Source organism: Sphingomonas sp. P4_G3 (assembly GCF_056401105.1).
On sequence record NZ_JBFUJZ010000003.1, the window covers coordinates 232,655 to 247,610 of the forward strand.

General features: G+C 63.9%; 16 protein-coding genes. 2 read left to right on the forward strand and 14 right to left on the reverse strand.

Going from position 1 to position 14,956, the window contains the following annotated elements; all coding sequences use genetic code 11:
* Positions 1-136: 136 nt before the first annotated feature.
* Positions 137-1,153 carry an IS110 family RNA-guided transposase gene (locus AC1DQQ_RS09190; RefSeq protein ID WP_478044963.1) on the reverse strand — a complete coding sequence of 339 codons (1,017 nt, stop codon included), beginning with the start codon at positions 1,151-1,153 and terminating at the stop codon, positions 137-139.
* Positions 1,154-1,275: 122 nt separating this feature from the next.
* On the opposite strand from AC1DQQ_RS09190, the gene AC1DQQ_RS09195 reads away from it, so the two are divergent.
* On the forward strand, positions 1,276-1,809 hold the full coding sequence (locus tag AC1DQQ_RS09195; RefSeq protein WP_478044964.1) for a glycoside hydrolase family 1 protein: 534 nt from the start codon (positions 1,276-1,278) through the stop codon (positions 1,807-1,809).
* A 288-nt stretch (positions 1,810-2,097) separates the two neighbouring features.
* Here AC1DQQ_RS09195 and AC1DQQ_RS09200 read toward each other — a convergent pair whose 3' ends face one another.
* The 13 genes from AC1DQQ_RS09200 to AC1DQQ_RS09260 all read right to left on the reverse strand — a co-directional run bounded on the left by AC1DQQ_RS09200 (position 2,098) and on the right by AC1DQQ_RS09260 (position 14,260).
* Positions 2,098-2,664 (reverse strand): DUF4304 domain-containing protein, encoded by a 567-nt coding sequence (locus AC1DQQ_RS09200; RefSeq protein ID WP_478045275.1) that lies wholly within the window; start codon positions 2,662-2,664, stop codon positions 2,098-2,100.
* The gene (locus AC1DQQ_RS09205) at positions 2,664-5,303 is read right to left on the reverse strand and encodes an RHS repeat domain-containing protein (RefSeq protein ID WP_478044966.1); all 2,640 of its coding nucleotides are present in this window, start codon (positions 5,301-5,303) and stop codon (positions 2,664-2,666) included. Before AC1DQQ_RS09205 ends, AC1DQQ_RS09200 begins: the two co-directional genes overlap by 1 nt.
* The gene (locus tag AC1DQQ_RS09210; RefSeq protein WP_478044968.1) at positions 5,300-6,076 is read right to left on the reverse strand and encodes a hypothetical protein; all 777 of its coding nucleotides are present in this window, start codon (positions 6,074-6,076) and stop codon (positions 5,300-5,302) included. Before AC1DQQ_RS09210 ends, AC1DQQ_RS09205 begins: the two co-directional genes overlap by 4 nt.
* On the reverse strand, positions 6,077-7,243 hold the full coding sequence (locus AC1DQQ_RS09215; protein WP_478044970.1) for a hypothetical protein: 1,167 nt from the start codon (positions 7,241-7,243) through the stop codon (positions 6,077-6,079).
* Between the two features lie 93 nt (positions 7,244-7,336).
* A complete protein-coding gene (locus AC1DQQ_RS09220) occupies positions 7,337-7,600 on the reverse strand; it encodes a hypothetical protein (RefSeq protein ID WP_478042488.1) in 264 nt (87 codons plus the stop codon).
* Between the two features lie 263 nt (positions 7,601-7,863).
* Complete coding sequence (locus tag AC1DQQ_RS09225; RefSeq protein WP_478044971.1) at positions 7,864-8,616, reverse strand: sigma-70 family RNA polymerase sigma factor; 753 nt, start codon at positions 8,614-8,616, stop codon at positions 7,864-7,866.
* A complete protein-coding gene (gene flhA, locus AC1DQQ_RS09230) occupies positions 8,613-10,688 on the reverse strand; it encodes a flagellar biosynthesis protein FlhA (RefSeq protein WP_478044973.1) in 2,076 nt (691 codons plus the stop codon). Before flhA ends, AC1DQQ_RS09225 begins: the two co-directional genes overlap by 4 nt.
* A 3-nt stretch (positions 10,689-10,691) precedes the next feature.
* Positions 10,692-11,669 carry a lytic transglycosylase domain-containing protein gene (locus AC1DQQ_RS09235; protein WP_478042491.1) on the reverse strand — a complete coding sequence of 326 codons (978 nt, stop codon included), beginning with the start codon at positions 11,667-11,669 and terminating at the stop codon, positions 10,692-10,694.
* A 202-nt stretch (positions 11,670-11,871) separates the two neighbouring features.
* Positions 11,872-12,189, reverse strand: coding sequence for a flagellar protein FlgN (locus tag AC1DQQ_RS09240; RefSeq protein ID WP_478044974.1), 318 nt, complete (start codon positions 12,187-12,189; stop codon positions 11,872-11,874).
* The gene (gene flgM, locus AC1DQQ_RS09245) at positions 12,176-12,472 is read right to left on the reverse strand and encodes a flagellar biosynthesis anti-sigma factor FlgM (RefSeq protein WP_478044976.1); all 297 of its coding nucleotides are present in this window, start codon (positions 12,470-12,472) and stop codon (positions 12,176-12,178) included. Before flgM ends, AC1DQQ_RS09240 begins: the two co-directional genes overlap by 14 nt.
* Positions 12,473-12,534: 62 nt before the next feature.
* Positions 12,535-13,065, reverse strand: a complete 531-nt coding sequence (locus tag AC1DQQ_RS09250; RefSeq protein WP_478044978.1) for a flagella basal body P-ring formation protein FlgA — start codon at positions 13,063-13,065, stop codon at positions 12,535-12,537.
* Complete coding sequence (locus tag AC1DQQ_RS09255; protein WP_478044980.1) at positions 13,062-13,592, reverse strand: OmpA family protein; 531 nt, start codon at positions 13,590-13,592, stop codon at positions 13,062-13,064. Before AC1DQQ_RS09255 ends, AC1DQQ_RS09250 begins: the two co-directional genes overlap by 4 nt.
* Entirely contained in the window at positions 13,589-14,260 is a 672-nt protein-coding gene (locus AC1DQQ_RS09260; protein WP_478044981.1) for a motility protein A, read from the reverse strand. Before AC1DQQ_RS09260 ends, AC1DQQ_RS09255 begins: the two co-directional genes overlap by 4 nt.
* Positions 14,261-14,601: 341 nt before the next feature.
* On the opposite strand from AC1DQQ_RS09260, the gene flgB reads away from it, so the two are divergent.
* Positions 14,602-14,955, forward strand: coding sequence for a flagellar basal body rod protein FlgB (flgB, locus tag AC1DQQ_RS09265; RefSeq protein ID WP_066807891.1), 354 nt, complete (start codon positions 14,602-14,604; stop codon positions 14,953-14,955).
* Position 14,956: the final 1 nt, after the last annotated feature.

A 14,956-nucleotide genomic window follows, 5' to 3' on the forward strand; every position in this document is an offset into this window, starting at 1 on the left:
TGAGGAGCTGTGATTGTCGATGCCATCATGGTTGCGGTCAGGCGGTAACTATCGAGCGCCTCCAGGTCACCGACGAGCTTGATGCTCTACACGTGCAACGAGGTCGCTCGTCTGGATGTCCGGTCAGTCTGAGCCTTCAGGCCCATTGGAAGCTATTGCCGGATATCCAGAGTCGGTGGAGCAGGACGGCAAGCTTGCGGGCGACCGCGACACGGGCGCGCTTGGCGCCCTTGGTCGCGACGAGTGCCTTACCCCAAGTCTGCAGGTGGCATGGCCGCTTGACCCTGCAGAGCAGGTTGTTGGCTGCCTCGTAGAGCGCCGAGCGTAGCATCGGATCGCCGGCCTTGGATATGCGGCCATGAACGTCGCGCTCGCCGGACTGGCTTCGTCTCGGTGCAAGGCCAGCGAACGCCCCCACATCCTCGCCGCGTTCGAAGCGTGTGGGATCCTCGATGCTGCTCTTGAACGTTAGCGCCGTGATCGGTCCGGTACCCGGTGTGGTCATCAGCAGCGCGACCACCGGATCGGCCGCGGCGCGCGCCTTGATGCTGCGCGTCGAGGCTGCGATCTGCACATCCAGCGCCTCCAGTCCCGCCACCAGCGGCGCGAGGATCGGCCGTAACTCCGGCTTCTGGGCGAGCAGCGCTTCCAGGCGTTCGGCGCGCTTGCCCGGTGTGGTGACCTTGCCCATCCGCAGGCCGAACAGCTTCAATAGCCCGCGCAGTTGGTTGGCCATCGCCAGGCGCGCACGGATCAGCTGCTCGCGCACCTTGAGTTGCGCCCGGTCGAGGTGGGTCGCGCTCCCCTTGATATGCACCGCTTTGAACCAGCCAGTGCGTGCCAGTTGCGCGAGGCCCTCGGCATCATGCACATCGCTCTTGTTGACCCGCACCGACAGCGCGCCCTTGGCGTGGCGCGCACAGATGCACACCACCGGCACCTCGCGCTCGACCAGCCCGTGATAGAGGAATGCCGATAGCGGACCGGTCTCCAGAACTACCCGCTCCACCCCGGCCGCATGCCGCTCGAGCGTGGACGCCACCACGTCGGGGTCGGTCGCACAGACCCCACGCCACACGACCGCGCCTTCGCCATCCAGCACGCAAATGTGCGTGGCCTTGTCCCCAACATCCAATGCTGCGAAAATCTTCATCGGTCATCCTCCTGCCTGGAGCACCTGCCTGGGCGACTCCGCATATGCAGGAGGATGGCTACCTCAATTACGCCACGTCRCCGTAATTGGCGGAATTGCCGGACGCCCTCACCGCGAGGGCCGTGCGGGACGGCGACTTGGCGACGATCGCCCAGCCGCTCGATTTTCTCGGCGTCAATTATTACAATACCAACTTCATGCGCGTCAGTCCGCCAGGCAGCGCCCAGCCGATCGAGGAAGCGCCGCCGCCGGCGAAATTCGCGCGAACCGCGATGGGCTGGCCAGTCGACCCGCAAGGCATGACCGACGTGCTGCTCGGGCTGCGCGATCGCTACGGCACCGCCTTGCCGCCGATCGTCATTACCGAAAACGGCGCGGCGTACACCGACACCGTTGCGCGGGGCGCGGTGCATGACGCCGACCGGATCGCGTTCCTCGATGCCCATATCCGCGCGGTCAGGAAGGCGATGGATGCCGGCATCGATGTGCGCGGCTATCTGGTGTGGTCGATCCTCGACAATTTCGAATGGGCCGACGGCTATGGACCACGCTTCGGTCTCGTGCGGGTCGATTACGCCACGCAACGCCGGACGCCGAAGGATTCGTATTATTGGTATCGCAAGCTGATCGCGGAGCAGGCCAGTGCCGGGAAATGATGGCGAACGGCGGCAATACGCCCAGATCTCCGCGCCAGCCTTGCGCGCGGCTTCGGCTAACAGATCGCTATACAGCTGGTAATCGCCATCCTCGAAGAAGGTCTGCTGCCGGCGATGGCCGCGCTGGGTCACATGATAGGGAAAGCCGGGTAGCACCAAGCGGGGAAGACGAGCCATGCGGCTATCCTAGCGAGCCATATGACGCGCGGCGGCAAACTGACTCCAATTTGGTGTATTTAGTAAACTGTCACCGTAATTCCACCCACGCGCCGGGCATTTAGTAAACTATCACTTTAGTTCCAATCCATTCAAAATTTCTGACACCTTCTCACGCCAACCACCGGAGAACTTAGTCCGTAACGTTCTCAACATATTCAGACCGCGGTCGCCTTCTCCCCTTCGATGGTATAGCAGAGCAAGGTATATAGCCTCGGGAGGATAGCTCCTGGCTGACGGGTTGCTCTCCAACGATTCGATCATTCGATCGATGCTGTGGCTAAGCCGCAGAAAGGGAATTGCAGAATTATCAATTCCGTATAGGACTTCCTCAATACTGCTTTCTTCCCTGAGCGACCACCAGACATCTCTGCCACACGCCAACTCTCCCAAACGAGCACGGATCGTACATGCGGATTCCGCAACAAATTCTAAGCTATCCGGACCCCAGCATTTAATAAGAACTGACTTTTCTGCCGCCCCAACGTTGATGGTAAAAGTGTCTCCCGATTTAGCGACTTGTAGATCAATTACATCGATAAAATCACCGGATTCCCGGTTCCAGGTCGCGTCGAGTTTTCGGAACTGATATTTCTCTAGAAGATCATTTATCTCTAATAAGAGTTTCTTTTTCAACATCACCAAAACTTCCACCAAGGTTTAGGAGTGGGCGGAGGGGGTGGCTTATAATATATGGGACGTGCAGGTCGTCCGAGTTGTTCACTGTATTTATTTGCCTGTCTAGCGCCAGCAGCGCGCCCCGAAGGTGTGTTAGGCTTAAGCTCCATGATTCTGCCACGCGGCGTGACTACATCGGGTTTGTAAGTCTTTCCATCAGCGCCTTTCATCCTAGGCTCAGATCGCCACCCAGGCTTTTGAGCAACACGCTCCGCCAATTCTCGATGAGCCTGACGCCCTGCCGCCGCTGCAGCAGTCTCTCCGCCTCTTACTTCTGCTGATAGCGCCCTAGCTCCTCGGATTGTCGCTGCCGCCGCCACGTCTCCCACTGGGTCTTCTGGCCCTCCACCTAGGGCAATCTCCACTCCGGCTAAGACATATCCTGCGGCATCGATAACATCGCCAAGCGACGGCAAATTGCCGCCCACCATACCACAAGAAGCCCCTGAATTTCCATAGCAACTCCCGGCTTCTTTTCCCGTGGGATCGGTCTTGTTCACCGGATCATTCCCGACATAAGCATAAAGATTATTCTGATCCTTATACCCGATCGGATCGGTCTGCATGAACCGCCCGATTGTAGGGCAGTAGAACCGGGCCTTGTAATACCAGCAGCCCACCTGGGGGATCCATACCTGCCCGGTGAAGCCGTACTTGCCGAATTGCGACCACGGGATGCCATATTCGTCGTAGGAGTTGATCGAGAGTAAAGTACCTGCGGCGTTCACCACCGACGTGATCGACCCCCGCTCGTCCGCTTGCAGCGATCGCCGGTCGCTCAGGGTCGAACCGTCATACCAGAACAGCGGATTGTCCTCGCCCGCGCCAAGCACATAGCGTTTCGACAGGACCGCGCCGTCATATTCGGCGATCCGTTGGTCGCCGTCATATAGGACGGTCTTTGTCGCCGACCCCTGGATCGAGCCATAATAGCGCCCCAGGGGATCATAGAGCAGCGTCGCACCGGTATCGAACGTCGTCGCTACCATTCGGTTCTCGACATCGTACGTGTAGCTTGCGGTTCCGTCCGACGTGAGGTTGCCGTTCGCATCATAAGCGAACGTCGCGCTGCCCGCCGTCGCATATTGGTTGAGACCATTTGCCGCGTATGGCCGGCTGACGTTCACATAACCGGGCCAGGCATAGCTGGCGTTCGTCCGGGTGCGGCTGATCAACTGGCTGGCGGGACTATAGGACAGGGTCGTCGTGATGTCGTTGGTCGTGCCTCCGGGAAGATCGTCCGACAATGACGACAGCCGCCCGATCGCGTCATAGCCGAACGTCGTCGCCACGCCGCCGCGCGTCTCGCTACCCTCTAGGCCCGCCGCATTGTACGCCATCGTCGCGATGGTTGTTGTCCCGTTCTCCTTGACCGCCGCCACACGGCCCAACCCGTCATAATCGTACGTCCAGTAATTGCCGTCGGGATGGGTGATCCGCATCTTGTTGCCGTCAGCGTCGTAGAGATAGCTCACCGAGCGACTTGCCCCGCCAATCGCCGTCGTCTGCGAGGAAAGCTGCCCAAACCCGTCAAACACATTGTCGACCGTATCGGCGCCCGTCGCCGAGCCGAAGCGCGCGAACGTCTGAAGGCCGCGCAGGTCATAACCGTAATAGACGTCGGCCGCGGTTCCGCCCGGGATGTCCTTGATCGTGTTGCGATCGAGCGCGTCGAACGCGTAGCGGATGACGTTGCCGTCGCGCTTCATCAGCTTGGCGCGGTTGCCGTTGCGGTCGTAGGCGTATTTCTCGCAGTCGTCGCCGGCGGCCCTCGTTTCCGATGGACCGGCCACCGTATTGCCAAACGCGTCGGTCGCCTCCGCGATCGTCCCGATCGTGCACGCCGCCGAACTGCCGGTCGTCGCCTTCGACGGGAACGCCCAAGCGGCCAGCCGGTCGAACCCATCATAGGTATAGGTCGCAAGATTGCCGTTGGCGTCCTTCAGCGTCTTCTGCTTGCCGTTATCGGTATAGGTGTAAGTGACGTAATCCTGCTGCAGGCCGGCCACGCCATAGGCCTTGATGACCTTCAGCAATTGCCCGGCATCGTCGTAGACGTTCTTGGTGATGCGATCGGGACCGTAGGTGGCGCTGGTCGTCGCCATTGCGCACGCCGATGTCGGTAGAGCACCCCACGTCGCCGGATTCATCCGAACAGCGATGCATTCGAGCTCGCCCGATGTGTCGTAGCTATATTGAGTGGCGCCGCTCTGGACCCAAGCCGAAGCGGTAGCATCCCAGCCCCAGCTCGTTTCCAGCACCTTGCGGTCGAGCGCGTCGTAGCTCGTCTCCGTCTTCGCGGCCAAGGTGAACCCGGGCCACGACGCCGGCGCGACGGCTTCCCATTGCCAGCTCGCGAGTTCGCCCTTTTCGATTCGGATCAGTCGGCCGGCATCGTCATAGGTATTGCGGGTCGCCGCGTAATGGAGTGATCCGGCCCCGTCGGGATCGGGCGCGATCGAGCCCGTCACCCGCCGCGCCGCGTCGTATCGCGTTGCCGAGGTAAAAGCGGAGGGCGAGGCCTGCGCGCTCGCCGCCATCGGCAGGAGGATTGCCAGCGCGGCGGCGACCGCGGCCGCCCAGAGACGCCGCGCGCTCACGGGCACACCGTCAAGCCAGCGCGCGGCTTGGTCTCGCTGATCTTGTTGCCGAGCGCGTCATAGCAGAAGCAGGAGCGCAGCGTAGTGATCGTCCCGCCGACATCGGCGGTGACCGTCGTTCCCCTGAGTATCAGGGTGTTGGGTCCGCTATCCGGTCCATAATCATAGGCAGTCACCACCTCGTCCGCCGCGCCGCCGGCGCAATTGTCGGTCGAGAGGTTGGTTGCGGTCGACCTGCACGTCTTCTCGCTGGTCAGCAGATAGACACCATCGGTGTTCTGGGTGTAGCCTCCCGCGCCGTTGCTGACCCACGCCTTGCGCAAGGTGTAGCCGTAGCGCTTGACCGCCGCGATCGACGTGCCCGCGCCGTTCACTGATACCGCGGGCTCGGTCTCTGTCAGAATGCCGCCATGGGTCGGATCGTAGGTATAGGTGGTTACATTCCCCTTGGCGTCGGTCGTTGAGGTTGGTTTGGCGCACGATGCCCGATGAGTGCAGTCATAGGTTGCGGAGGTGGTGACATCCGCCAGTCCGCTGCCCGACTTGGCTACCTTACGGATCTGCAGGATGTTCTGGTCGACATTGTCCCAAGTGTAATAGGTCTTGATGCCTTCGGGATCGAGCATCCACTGCAATTGGGTCACGTAGCAGCGATTATGATAGGTCGGAGGCAGGTTCGCCTCCGCATTCAAATCGCAGTAATGAAACTTGGTCGTGCGGTTGAGCGGATCGGTAACGGTGACAGGTCCGCTGGTTTGTTGAAATTCGACCATTCAGACATTGGTCGGCGTGCACGGATAAAGGTGGCAAACTCCCCCTGCGCCAGTGCCGGGTGTAACGGGGAAATCGAACACCACGCTGCTCGTGCGTCCATTGTTGTCGGTATAGCTGCCGCCGGCAACGCTGATCGGAACGCCATCGACTTCTGGCGGGAAATTATAGGTGTAAGTATAGCTCCTCCCGTCGGCGAAGCTCTGATAGCCGACATTCTCTTGCGCCACGCCTTCGCTATTGGGTCGCACGTCGATATAGTTGGTCAGCCACGGTGCGCCGGCACCAGGTTTCTTGAACCCCATCGCCATGGCGGTTCCCGAAGTGGCATAAGTATATGACCAGGTCTTCCCGACCGCATCGATCACGCTAGCCAGCCGATCGCCATTATAGGACGTATAGCCGTAACTGACTGTTGCCGCCGCCCCAATCGGGCAGGACCCCGATGTCGGCATCGGCGCGAGCGCGAGATTGAGGACGCAGGCTTTCGACGCCAGATTCCAGTTGGCGCCCGTATATTCGAACAAGAGGGCGTAACCTCGCGAGCTCTGCACCGTCTTGAGACGCGCGCGGTTCGTCCCGGTCGACTGCGTTTCGTAGGCCAGGGCGTATTTCGTGCCGTCCGCAAGAAGTATAGACGACGCGAAGGCGCAGGCGATCATCGCCGAACAATCGCTGTTTCCCGGCGATCTGAACACGATCTGCGTCCCATCACTCGCGGCATAAGTGTAGATGGCCGTGCCCGCATTGCGATCGCCGCTATACGTAAGGCCGCCCCAACCCGCCTTGGACTCGACGGAAAAGGGACTGGTTGACCCGGCCCGAAACGTCTGCGCGCGACCGCCGTAATAGATGCTGACCTGATAATCCTGTCCGGAGCCGTCGTAATAATTGCCTTGCTGAATATTGATACGCTTCTGGGTCAGCATGATGTCCCAGCTGTGGGAGAAGTTGGCGAAGGGATTGATATGCCCGTTAACCTGATATTCCAGGCTACGCGTCAGCGCCAACGTCCCGCCGCCATCCGCCGGTCCCGCGGAAAGATCAGTGCTCTTGTAGACATATTGGCCGGTTCGCATGTCGACGCCCCCCGGAGTGACCGCGTATTTCTCGGCGGGAACCGTTTTTAACGTTCCCGTGCCGTCCTGGGCCGACGCATTGGTCGTCATCAGGGCCGCAGTAAGAACCACGATGCATGCGACTAGGAATTTCATCTTTCCCCCGAAATTCAGCAAATCGTACCGACCCTTCCCCGACTGGGCTCAAGGCGTGGAGGTCGGGGTCGGCGTCGGCGTCGGACACACCGCGGGAGTGCTGGTCGCCACGTCATAACGCGTGCGATTGCCCGCCGCGTCAAAACATGTTCCCGTCTTGCGGCCATTGTTGGTTCCGCCCGCGATCGTCGAGCCCTGGAGCCGGCCCAAACCGTCATAGGAGTAGGTGGTCGTCTCCTGCGCCAAAGCGCTGCACGACATAATAGTCACGGCAGCGACCGATCCCCTCAGCCAAGATGCGATGCGGCTCATGGATGCTCCCTGTTCGAAGCTCGCAGAGAGCATAGTGGGCAAGTCCGGTGCAACCGGAGATGCATCCATTTTAGAGCAGGTTACTGGTTGACGCTCGCGAAATTGACCTCCGCAAAGTAGCCGAATCGCTCCCCAGGACGAGGAATGACGGGCCCGCGAGGGGGCGTGACGTTTGCACGAGCCGGTCCGCGCTGCGGCATTGCCTGGCCAACGCCAGGTTCAATCATTCGATCTGGGGCTCGCCTGAAAAGTCACCCGCCCCCTCAAACCGCCTTCGCCAGCGCCTTCTTCAACCGCGCATGCGCCGACGCCTTGATCTGGCACACGCGCGCGGCGCCGACGCCCAGCACATGCCCGATCTCCTCGAGGTTGAGTTCCTCGACATAATAAAGCTGCACCACCTGCGCCTCGCGCTCCGGCAGCGCGGCGATCGCGCCGACCAGCGTCTCGCGCAGATCGGCCTCGGCGAGTTGTTCGAACGCGTCGGGCTCGTCGGACATGAACCACGGGCCGTCGTCGGTATAGACCTCATCCAAGGAGTCGAACCGGACCGCCTCCGCGCTCGCATAATCGGCGCGCAGTTTCTCGACGCTGACGCCGAGTTTCTCGGCGACATCGGCCTCGGCCGGCGGCTTGCGGTCGACGGTCAGCGACGCGACCGTTTCCTGATATTGCTTGCGCCGGCGCATCGCGCCGCGCGTCAGCGTCGCCTGGCGGCGGAGCTGGTCGATCATCGCGCCGCGCAGGCGCGTGGCGAGATATTGTTCGAACGTCACCTGGCCGCGATCCTCGAAACCGTGGATCGCCTCGACCAAGGCGACCAGCCCGATCTGGACCAGATCCTCGACCTCGCACACGCCTGAAATGCTGCCATGGACATGCCAGGCGATGCGGCGGACGAGCGGCGAATGCTTGCGCACCAAGGCGTCGATATCGGCGCCGGTGCGGCCATAGGTCAGCGGGCCGGGGATCGGTTGGGCGTTGGCGAACGCGCCCATCATCGGTTCCGCGCTCATGCCGCGAGCGCCTGGGGAGCGCCGATCACGGCGACGACTTCGACTGATTTCTCTTCAGGCACTTCGAAGAAACTCATCACTGGAGTGTCGGGGAGGCAGGTCTTGACCAGCTTGCGGATCGCGAGGCGGATCGAGGGCTGGACGACGAGCGCGAAGGGTTTGGCTTCGGCGACGAGCGGTGCCGCCGCTTGGGTCAGCGCGTCGACGATGCGGCGGCCGAGATCGGGTTCGATCGTGTGGCGGCGCGACGGGTCCGAGCGGACCGCCTGGCCGAGCAGCCCTTCGAGCTGCCCCTCCAGCGTCATCACGCGCAACGGCTCGTGCACGCCGCACAATTTCTGGATGATCAGCCCGCCGAGATCGGGGCGGATCGCCTCGATAATCTCTTCGGCGTCGACCGTGCGCTGTGCGGCGACCGCGATGGCCGAGGCGATGCGGCGGAATTCCTTGAGGCTGATGCCCTCGGCCAGCAGGCCCTTGAGCACCTGGGTCAAGGTGGTCAGCGGCAGCGGCGCCGGGGTCAGCGCGGCGACGAGTTGCGGATTGCGTTCCTTCAGCCCCTCGAGCAGCTGCTGGACCTCGTCCGCGCCGAGCATGTCGGAGGCGTTCTGGCCGAGCTGATGGTTGAGGTGCGTCGCGACCACGGTGCCGGCATCGACCACCAGATAGCCCTGGCCGGTCGCGGCATCGGCGTCGCCCGGCTGGATCCAGGTCGCGTCGAGCCCGAAGGTCGGGTCCTTGGCCTTCTTGCCGCGCAATTCGCCGACGCCCTGGCCGGTATCGAGCGCGAGCATCTCGTCGGCCGATGCCTGGTCCTCGGCGATGACGACGCCGCCGACGATGATGCGATAGGTGTAGGGCGCGAGGTTGATGTCGTCGCGGACGCGCACTTGCGGCACGACGAAGCCAAGGTCCTTGCTGAGCTGACGGCGGACGCCGGTGATGCGGCCCATCAGCGGCGCACCGCGGCGTTCATCGACCAGCGGCACCAGGCCGTAACCGATGTCGAGATGGATCTGCATGCCGTCGCTGACTTCGTCCCAGCCGATCTTCGACAGATCGGGAGCAGGCGCGGCGGGCGCGGGCGGCGGCGGGCGATGCGCGATCTGGCGCAGTTTCCATGCGGCGAATCCGGCGATCGCGGCGGCCGACAGCAGTACCAGATGCGGCATGCCCGGCAGCACGCCGAGCAGGCCGAGGATGCCCGCGACCGGGGTCCAGGTGCGCGCGGAGCCGAACTGGGTGCCGATCTGGCCGGCCAAATCCTGGCTCGAGGTAACGCGGGTAACGATCGCGGCGGCAGCGATCGAGAGCATGAGCGACGGCAGCTGCGCGACCAGCGCGTCGCCGATCGCCAGCAGAATGTAGTTATGCGCCGCATCGCTGATCGACATGCCGTGGCTGACCGGCCCCAGGATCAGGCCGCCGATGATGTTGGCGAACAGGATCAGCAGGCCGGCGACCGCGTCGCCCTTCACGAACTTGGACGAACCGTCCATCGATCCGTAGAAATCGGCCTCGGTCGACACTTCGATGCGGCGCGCCTTGGCTTCGTCGGGCGTGATCAGGCCGGCATTGAGATCGGCGTCGATCGCCATCTGCTTGCCGGGCAAGGCGTCCAGGGTGAAGCGCGCCGACACTTCGGACACGCGCCCCGCGCCCTTGGTCACCACGATCAGGTTGATGATCACCAGGATCGAGAAGACGAAGATGCCGACGACATAGTCGCCACCGATCAGGAACGATCCGAACGCCTCGATGACATGGCCGGCCGCGCTCTCGCCCTCATGGCCATGGACCAAGACGACGCGGGTCGAGGCGACGTTGAGGCCGAGGCGGAACAGGGTCGCGAACAACAAAACGGTCGGGAAGGCGGAGAAATCGAGCGGCTTTTGCGCGTTCAACGCGACCATCAGCACCGCGAGGCTGATCGCGATGTTGGTCACGAAGAAGATGTCGAGCATGGCGGCCGGGATCGGCACCACCATGAGGACGACGAGCAGCAGGATGGCGCCCGGCAGGGCGGCGTTGCGGACGTTGCCGGCGAGGAGATTCTTCAGGACAGGCGGCACGCGTTACGCTCCCAGGCTCGCAAGCATCAGATAGGCCAGCCGCGCATTGTCGGGCGTCGGCCGGAGAAGGTTGACCGCGCTGGCGGAATTGGCGGGATCGGTCGGCGCGCCGGTCGAGGCCTGCGCGCCGTTGACGCGCATCAGCGCCGCCTTGGCCCAGGCCGCGGCGCTGCCGCTGGTATCCGCCGATCCGGTGATGACCTGCGCGTCGCCCAGCCCGGTGCCCAGCCCAGTGACCGAGGCGAGCGAGGCGAAATTCGCCTTAGCGGTCTCGAACGCGCTGATGCCATAGGCCTTGGCGAACGCGGTCGCGCCCGATCCGTCGAGCGCGTCGGAGGCCAGGCTGGTCGCCCCGACCTTGGCCGCGCCCTTGTCGAGCTTGGCGGCGAAGCGCTGATAGATGTCGCTCAGGCTGCGGGCATTGCCGCCGGCGTCGTAGAAGATCGAGCGGTTGGCGCGGGCGGCGGCCGGGAACATCGCCGCGCCCGATGCGCCGGGATTGCTCTGCATCGTCTGGAGGAACGACTTGGCGCCGGCCAGGCCGAGGAAATGCGCCATATAGAGGTCGGTGCCGGTGGCGCCGCGGCCAAGCGAGCTTTCGAGCGACGCCTGATTGTCCGCGGCGAATTCGGCGGCCATCGTGGCGGAGACTTCGGGATTGTTGCGCAGGTTGAGGATCGCGCTCTTCATCTGCGGATCGCTCACCACCCAGCGGTTGCCCGAGCGGGTGATCGCGTTCGACGCCCAGCCCAGGCCGTTTTCGGCGCCGTGCTGCTTGACGATGCCGAGCCAGGATTGGTCGATGAATTGGTAAAGCCCGGTGGCCGACGAGGTGCCGGCGCGCGCGCCCGGGTTCAGCCCGCTCTCAAGCTGGGCCTGACCGAGCAGATAGTCGAAATCCATGCCGGTCGAGCGACTCGCATTCGCGATCGCCGTCCTGACGCGGTCGACATTTCCGGTAAGTGCTACGACGCCGCCCATGGGGTTTGGCTGAATGCTCCCTGTTACGGGGAACACTCAGCAAGCAGCGTGCCAGTTTAGGTTAAACTCCCCTCCCGCTCGCGGGAGGGGTTGGGGGAGGGCGTGTCGAAACAGCGCCGCCCCCCCGAGAAACATGCCCTCCCCTAGCCCCTCCCGCAGGCGGGAGGGGAAGTAGAAGACCATCAGATTTCGTTGAATAAAATTACGCGTACGCCGCGAGATGCCCGTTGGCGCGGTAGCCACCGGCAGCGTCACCGGCAAGAATTTGCAGGCGGCGACGGACATTTGCCGCCAACAGGTTGCAATAGATCCGCGCGGTCTCGTTCAGCCGCTGTGCTTCCTCGGCGAGTTCGCGCACACCGGGTTCCAGCATACCGCCGTCGATCGCCGCCAAGTCGTTGAGCGCGGCCAGCTTGGCATTGGTCGCCTTGTCCAACGCGTCGACGTCGTTCGACTTCATCGCCGCAATCTCGGCGTGAAGCAGGTCGATTACCTTGATCAGGCCATCACACCGCGTCATCGATCCATTCCCCCCTTAACGACAACATCCGGTCCGCGACCTTCTGCGGGTCGGGCTGGAAGCTGCCATCGGCGATCGCCCGGCGGAACCGGTCGACGCGGTCCGCATCCACCGGTGGCTTGGCGGCGAGTTCCTGCGCCAGCTGACCGACCGGGTGCGACGCCTGCATCTGCTGCTCGGGCGTGGCGATGGCCGACGCGATTTTCGCGGCGGCCGCCGCTCCGAGCACCGGAGCGATACGGGCATTGGGCGTTGAGCCCTTCGGTCCGATCGAGTCCACCATTGTCCACCCTGAAGCGTATCTGGATCATCGAACGTCCGCCTGCCCAAATTCTTTAGAAAAAATTATTCCGCGCCGGGAATCATCGCTTTGCCCGGCTCGACCGCAATCGCCTGGATCGGCGGCTTGCCGTCCTGGACGCGGATCAGCACGCGCGCGCCGGCCGCCGCGTCGGTCGTCGCGATACCGTCGCGCGTCACCGAAAAGCCGCCATCGCCCGCGACCACTGTCACCGGATCGCCGCGCTTGATGACGATCGCCGCCTTGGCCGCGACGACGGGCGCCGCCGCTGCCGGCGTCGCGGCAGGCACGGGCCGTGCCGGCATCATCACGGGCACGAAGATGCGCCATTGCGGATCGGTGCAAGTCACCACCACCGAATCGTGGCTGTCGGTGCGCCAATTGAGCGAGACCATCGGACAGGTCGCAAGTTTCAGCCGCGTGTCGACCGCGGTGCGCGCGCCGCCCGACTCGCCGATCGCATGGCCGGTGAAACCCCCGACCGCTTTGTCGATCAGCATGGTGCTCTGAAAATTCTGCGCCGCGGCGGGGCTCGCCGCAAGCATCAGCGCGATGAAGAATGGAGTGCGAGTCATGGTTGTTTCCTGACGGGATCGCCAGTGAAGCTCATCGTCACCAGCGCGATGCGGCGACCGGTTCCCGGCGTCGCGATCATGATACGGTCGGCGGCAACGCCGTGGGCGATCAGCCAGCTTGCGGTCGCGCGGGCGCGGTCGCTGGCCAGGATCTGAGCGCTGCCGGTGGTTGGGTCGCTATCGGCCTTCGTCCCCTCGGCACTGCCGGCGATACGCAAGGTGACGCGCGGATCGCGCAGGCTTTCCATCGCGAAGTCGAGCAGGCCGTCGGTGATGACGATCCTGGCCGAGCCGGGAGCGAACCCGGCGGCGGCGGAAGCGAGCGGGATCGGATCGGCGGGGGTGGAGATCGCAGCGGTCGTCGCCGGCTTGCCGCCGAACCCCTCGCGCAAGCCCCTGGCCAGCGCCTGGCGATCGGTCGCCTGGACGAGCACGAAGAAGCCGACCAGCAACAAGGCCAGATCGGCCAGCGTCCATAGCCAGAGCGGCCGCGCGGGCGGCGGATCGAGCAGATCGATCTCGCTCATACCGCCGCCGGCGTGAAGCTGGTGGGCGCCTTGACGCGCCCCTTTTCGGCCAGCGCGGCGAGCGGCGCGACGAGCCGCGTGCGCTCTTCGGCTTCGGCGCGCGCGCGGCGGCGCAGGCGCACCGCGATCGGCATCGCGATCAGATTGGCGACCAGCGCACCATAGAGTGTTGCGAGCAAGGCGACCGCCATCCCCGCGCCGATCGCGGCGGGGTCGGTCATCGCCCAGAACATCTTCACCAGCCCGACCAGGGTACCGACCATGCCCATGGCGGGCGCGACCTCGGCGGCGCCTGCCCACATGTCGGCGGCGGCGGCGTGGCGCAGGATGCGCGCGCGACGGCGTTCGTCGAGCTGGCGCGTGATCTCGTCGGGCGTCGCGCCGTCGACGATCCCGGCAACCGCCGCGGCGACGTCGCGGTCGGCGATCACCGAGCGATCGAGCGCATGCATGCCGTGACGGCGCGCGATCCGGCCGAGCGCGGCGATCTGGTCGACCAAAGGCGTCGCGTCGAACGGTTTGCGCGCCAGCGCGCCGAGCGCGCCAACACCGCGCCCGACATCGCCGAGCGAGGTCCGCAACAAGGTCGCGACCACAGTGCCGCCGGCGACAATGCCGATCGCGGCAGGGTCGAGGAAAGCGCCGAGCGTGATGGGATCCGTCGTCATATGCGCGATGTACTGCAAGCATGGTGCCAGTTTGACCCGTCAGACTCCCCTCCCTGCAAGGGAGGGGTCGGGGGTGGGTGCGAGCGCAGCGAGCTTCTGCCCGTGCGGTAGGAGGAAATTCCCTCCGCTCAAGCCGTCTCGCGCCCGACCCACCCCTAACCCCTCCCTGGCCAGGGAGGGGAATGGGAAGCGGCAAACCGGCAATCCACCTTGCCGTTCCCGGCAAGCTTTTGCCGTTTTGGCCGCTCTCCCTCGGCAAAACCGGCCCAACCGCCTCCCGGACGGCAATTGGCACGCCCCTTGCTGACCTATCGCGCAGGATTTCACGCGAGGTGACGGCAATGGCCGACAACACTCTGTTCGGGATACATGGGGCGGCGCTCGAAGTGCGCGGTCAGCGCATGGGCGTGCTTGCCTCCAATATCGCGAACGCCTCGACCCCCGGGTTCAAGGCGCGCGACATCGACTTTCAGCAGGCACTGTCCTCGGCGACCGGCTCGGGCGGGCTGACCGACACCGGGCTCGCGGGCGCGACGAAATATCGCGTGCCGCTGCAGCCCAGCCTCGACGGCAATACGGTCGACCTGTCGACCGAGCAGACCGCCTTTGCCGAGAACGCCGTCCAGTATCAGACGACCTTGTCTTTCCTGAACGGGCGGATCGGCCAGATCACCCGCGCGCTGAGGGGCGAATAAT

What these genes read in the sequence shown, in the direction of transcription:
- AC1DQQ_RS09190 (WP_478044963.1), bottom strand. Translation starts at nt 1,153, where the DNA reads ATGAAGATTTTCGCAGCATTGGATGTTGGGGACAAGGCCACGCACATT.
- AC1DQQ_RS09200 (WP_478045275.1), bottom strand. Translation starts at nt 2,664, where the DNA reads ATGTTGAAAAAGAAACTCTTATTAGAGATAAATGATCTTCTAGAGAAA.
- AC1DQQ_RS09210 (WP_478044968.1), bottom strand. Translation starts at nt 6,076, where the DNA reads ATGGTCGAATTTCAACAAACCAGCGGACCTGTCACCGTTACCGATCCG.
- AC1DQQ_RS09215 (WP_478044970.1), bottom strand. Translation starts at nt 7,243, where the DNA reads ATGACGACCAATGCGTCGGCCCAGGACGGCACGGGAACGTTAAAAACG.
- AC1DQQ_RS09220 (WP_478042488.1), bottom strand. Translation starts at nt 7,600, where the DNA reads ATGAGCCGCATCGCATCTTGGCTGAGGGGATCGGTCGCTGCCGTGACT.
- AC1DQQ_RS09225 (WP_478044971.1), bottom strand. Translation starts at nt 8,616, where the DNA reads ATGAGCGCGGAACCGATGATGGGCGCGTTCGCCAACGCCCAACCGATC.
- AC1DQQ_RS09235 (WP_478042491.1), bottom strand. Translation starts at nt 11,669, where the DNA reads ATGGGCGGCGTCGTAGCACTTACCGGAAATGTCGACCGCGTCAGGACG.
- AC1DQQ_RS09240 (WP_478044974.1), bottom strand. Translation starts at nt 12,189, where the DNA reads ATGACGCGGTGTGATGGCCTGATCAAGGTAATCGACCTGCTTCACGCC.
- flgM (WP_478044976.1), bottom strand. Translation starts at nt 12,472, where the DNA reads ATGGTGGACTCGATCGGACCGAAGGGCTCAACGCCCAATGCCCGTATC.
- AC1DQQ_RS09250 (WP_478044978.1), bottom strand. Translation starts at nt 13,065, where the DNA reads ATGACTCGCACTCCATTCTTCATCGCGCTGATGCTTGCGGCGAGCCCC.
- AC1DQQ_RS09255 (WP_478044980.1), bottom strand. Translation starts at nt 13,592, where the DNA reads ATGAGCGAGATCGATCTGCTCGATCCGCCGCCCGCGCGGCCGCTCTGG.
- AC1DQQ_RS09260 (WP_478044981.1), bottom strand. Translation starts at nt 14,260, where the DNA reads ATGACGACGGATCCCATCACGCTCGGCGCTTTCCTCGACCCTGCCGCG.
- flgB (WP_066807891.1), top strand. Translation starts at nt 14,602, where the DNA reads ATGGCCGACAACACTCTGTTCGGGATACATGGGGCGGCGCTCGAAGTG.